Origin of the sequence: uncultured Brachyspira sp., assembly GCF_944390845.1 — a bacterium.
In the GTDB taxonomy this organism is placed as follows: domain Bacteria; phylum Spirochaetota; class Brachyspiria; order Brachyspirales; family Brachyspiraceae; genus Brachyspira; species Brachyspira pulli.
This window is the reverse complement of the sequence record NZ_CALXRM010000124.1, coordinates 1-4,245: the sequence shown is the minus strand read 5'-3', so window position 1 is coordinate 4,245 and position 4,245 is coordinate 1. Positions and strand designations below refer to the sequence as shown.

2 protein-coding genes are annotated in these 4,245 nt (G+C 21.0%); both read right to left on the bottom strand.

Annotation, left to right across the window (positions count from 1 at the left end; all coding sequences use genetic code 11):
- Positions 1-90: 90 nt before the first annotated feature.
- Positions 91-2,064, bottom strand: coding sequence for a tetratricopeptide repeat protein (locus tag Q0K52_RS14595; RefSeq protein WP_297300612.1), 1,974 nt, complete (start codon positions 2,062-2,064; stop codon positions 91-93).
- Positions 2,065-2,160: 96 nt separating this feature from the next.
- Positions 2,161-4,098: a tetratricopeptide repeat protein gene (locus Q0K52_RS14590; protein WP_297300611.1), complete on the bottom strand. Its 1,938-nt coding sequence runs from the start codon at positions 4,096-4,098 to the stop codon at positions 2,161-2,163.
- Between the last annotated feature and the right edge of the window lie 147 nt (positions 4,099-4,245).

Sequence of the window (4,245 nt, the reverse complement as noted above, 5' to 3'; positions counted from 1 at the left end):
TTAAATTAAAATCCATATTATTATTATACAATATATTAAAAAAATTGACAAACTTAAAAATTTTCAGTATATACTAATTTGTATATTAGTTTAATAATCAATATTATTATTTTTTAAAAACTCTATTGCTGGCTCTATATTTTCATATGACAATTCTTTCATGTTATCGATAATTGCATTTATCTCATATTCATCATTATTTTTTAAAGCCATTTTGTATGATTTATTAAAATACTCCAATGCTTCACTATTTAATTTATTATAAAATTCTATATTGTTTTTTTCTTTTAAAGCCAATCTTGATTTTACTTCTCCTATATTATTATAAGGAAGAGAAAGTTTAGAATTTATTTCTAATGCTTTATAAAAATTTTCTAATGCCTTATCATATTCTTTTAATCTTACATAACAACTTCCCAAATTATTAAAAGCATAATCATGTTTATTATTTAATTTGATAGTCATTTTATAATCTTTAAAAGCTTCATCATAATTTTTCAATGCCTCATTAGCAATACCTCTATTATAATATGCTTCATCAAAACTCGAATTTAATTCTATTGCTTTATCAAAATCCTTAATGGCCTCTTCATACAAAGATAAATCGAGTTCAGCAATCCCTTTATCATAATATATTTCATAATTATCAGGTTCTAAATCTATAGCTTTATTATAATCGTTAATAGCATCTTGTATTAATCCGGCATTATATTTGGCAATGGCTCTCTTATAATAACATTCATTTCCAAGTTCTATAGCATTACTATAATTCTCTATGGCTTCTGTATAATTTTCTGATATTTCATTTAAAGCAGCTTTTAAATAATATAAATAGGCTCTATCAGAATCATACTCTATATTAAATAAAGCTTCATCAAAGTCATTCATTGCCTCATCATACAAATTCAAATTTATTTTTGATAAAGCTCTTTCATAATAAGCATCTATATAGCGATCATCTAATTCCAAAGTCTTATTATAATCTTCAATAGCTTCTTCATAATGTTCTAAACCAGATTTGGCATTTCCTCTATAAAAATATGCATCAGTATAATCAGGATTAAGTTCTAAAAATATATTAAAATTATTAATAGATTCTTCATATCTTTCTAATTCAAAATAACAAATACCTAAACCATAATAAACAAATATATTATCTGAATCAATAATATTATTAAAGTCTTTGATTGCTTCTTCAAATAAATCTAAATTCTGTTTGCATAAAGCTCTATTATAAACAGCTTCTTTATCATCAGGATTTAATTCCAATACTTTATCATAATCTTTTATTGCCTTATCATACTCTTCTATTTTGCAATATGATAAAGCTCTGTTATAATAAGCATCAATATCATATTTATTTAACTCTATAACTTTACTATAATCATTAATAGCATTCTCAACCATATTTAAACTAGAATAAGTTAAAGCTCTATCATAATATATATAACTTTCATTAGGCAAATTATCTGCCGCAATACTAAAATCTTTTATAGCTTCATCAAATAAAGTCAAATGAAATTTAGATAAACCTCTATAATAATAATACATATAATCAATTTCATCATATTCTATTAATAATGTGTTAAAATTATCAATAGCTTCTTTATGTTTATTTATTTTTGCATAGGATAAAGCCCTAATATAATAAGCATTTTTAAAATTAGGATTTAATTCTAAAACTTTGCTAAAATCTTTTATTGCTTCTTCAAATAATTCTAATCTATATTTAGAAACACCTCTGCCATAGTATGCATCACAATATTTATCATCAAGTTCCAAAGTTTTATCAAAATATTTTATGGATTCTTCATACATTTTCAAATTGCCTTTAGATGCACCTATATTACAATAAGTACTCACTAAAAGATTATGAATTTGCTCTGTATCTTCAGCATTTGTTTCATCACTGTAAATAATAAATTCATCATCAGAATAAAAAACTAAATCTTTATTATAAATATCAATTATCTTTTCTAAATTGAAAATAGCTTCTTCATATCTTTTTTCTTTAAAGGCATTCTTTCCTAATTCAAATAATTGCTGTATTTCTTCTTTTATCATTTATTTATCCTGAATATAAATCTATAAACTGTATATTAGAATATTTTTATAATTTTTCAAGAACTATCATTTTTAGTATTTGATGTATATTTGAAATCAATAATCAATATCATTATTTTTTAAAAACTCTGTTGCTGGCTCTATATTTTCAAGAGCTAATTTTTTGATGTTATCTATAATTAAATTTATTTTATATTCATCATTATTTTTTAAAGCTGTTTGGTATGATTTATTAAAATACTCTAATGCCTTATCATAATTTTTTAATCTCATATAACAAATGCTAATATTATGAAATGAAACAAAATATTGATCATTTACTTCAATAGATGATTCAAAATTTTTTATTGATTCTTCAAAATTTTCAGAAATATAATTAAGAATACCTTTAAAATAATAAAGAATACATTTCTTTTTTTCACTTAAATTTGATTCTAATAATTTTTCATCAATATAATCAATGTATGATAATTGAAATTGATATTTTTCTAACCCTATAATATTTTTTTCAAATAACTTAATACTATTAACAGCTTCTTCATAATTTTCTAATTCTAAATAACATAAAGCAATATCAAAATAAACAAAAGTGTTGTTATTATTATCTAATGAAATAAAATAATTAAACTCATTTATAGATTCATTATACAATGATAATCTCTGCTTACATACAGCCCTATAATAAATAATTTTTTCATAATGCGAATAAGATTCAGAAAGAGTCATCAAAGAATTTTCATAATCATCTAAAGCCTTTTGATACTCTCCTAAATAAAAATAATTTGCTGCCCTATAATAATAAACTTCTTTATAATTATCATCTAATTCTATTATTTTTGTATAATCATCTATAGCATTTTGATATAAATTCAATTTAAAATAAGATAAAGCTCTATAATAATATATATGTAAATCAGATTCATTTAATAAAGCATTAGTATAGTTTTTTATTGCCTCATCATAATTTTTTAAAATACTATTTAATATTCCCTTAAAATAATAAAGAGCAGACTTTTTAATTAAATCTGTTTCTTCTTCAATTATTTTATCAATATCTTTTATCCATTTTTCACATAAATTGAAATCATTAAAAATTAATTCATTCTCTGCAGATTTTTTTGTCAATATACTAATATCATCTATAGCCTTATCATAATTATTTAATCCCAAATTACAAAAAGCCCTATCATAATAGGCAAATGAACTATGAGGATATGAAGAAATAAATACATTAAAATCATTTATGGCTTCTTCATACATGTATAATTTCTGCTTGCAAACAGCTCTATTATATATGGTCTTTTTGTAATGTTCATAATCATAAGATGAAGTACATATTGATTTATCATAATCATCTAAAGCCTTTTGATATTCTCCTAAAGAAAAATAACTTTCTGCCCTATAATAATAAACTTCTTTATAATGATCATTTTGTTTTATTATTTTAGTACAATCATTAATTGCATCTTCAAACATATCTAAATTATAATAACATAAAGCCCTATGATAATACATATCATTTTTTATATCTTTTATATTTTTATCTGTGTTTTCCAAAGCATAATTAAAATCATTTATAGATTTTTTATATTTATTTAATTTAAAATGAGCAAGTCCTCTATAGTAATAAGCTTCTTTAAAATCATTATTCAATTCTAATGTTTTATTAAAATCTCTTATGGCATTTCTATAGCATTTTATATTATATTTAGAAACACATCTGCTGTAATATGCTTTAAAATAATTATTATTAATATTTATAGTTTTATCAAAATATTTTATGGATTCTTCATATATTTTTAATTTTTGTTTAGAAACACCTATATTATAATATGTATTTGCTATGATATTATTTATTTTATTTATATCTTCTTCATTTTCAATATTATAAATGATATATCTTTCATTAGAATAAAGTACAAAATCTTTATTATAAATATCAATTATCTTTTCTGAAGTTTCAATAGTATCTTCATATTTTTTTTCTTGAAAAGCCTTATTTGCTAATTCAAATAATTTATAAATCTCTTTCATATATACCTTAAATATTTTTATATCATTATACTAGAATATTTTTATAATTTTTCAAGCAATAATAATTAAAATGTTTAAGAGCCATAGATATTGCACACTTTTAGTTTAAAAAAAGAAGGTATTCCTTATAATTTAAATTACTAGAAA